General features: G+C 39.9%; 1 protein-coding gene. It reads left to right on the top strand.

Features of this window, described 5'->3' with window-relative positions; all coding sequences use genetic code 11:
- The coding region (locus STRDD10_RS10130; RefSeq protein ID WP_156468667.1) for an IS3 family transposase at positions 1-324 on the top strand (324 nt) is incomplete at its 5' end.
- Positions 325-381: the final 57 nt, after the last annotated feature.

The raw sequence follows: 381 nt of genomic DNA on the forward strand, positions 1-381 counted from the left end.
AATCAACTTGAGCTACCTCAAGGGCTACTTTTACACAGCGACCAGGGATCTGTTTATACTTCAAAAGCCTACTATCAAGCTTGTACAGAAAAAGGCATCACCCGCTCCATGTCCCGCAAGGGAACACCAGCAGATAATGCCTGTATCGAATGGTTCCATTCTGTTCTCAAGTCTGAAACCTTCTATCTCCATAAGTGGAGAAACTTGACTAAAGATAGTATAACTGAAATTGTCAAAAATTACATCATATTTTATAATGAAACTAGAGTTCAACAAAGATTAAACGATCTGTCTCCTGTAGAGTACAGAAAACTGGCCGCATAAGAGGGTTTTTCTCTTGTCTCATTATTGGGGTGTAGTGCCATTCTCAAGGGTTACTTC

Source organism: Streptococcus sp. DD10, from assembly GCF_001578805.1.
Classification (GTDB): Bacteria; Bacillota; Bacilli; order Lactobacillales; family Streptococcaceae; genus Streptococcus.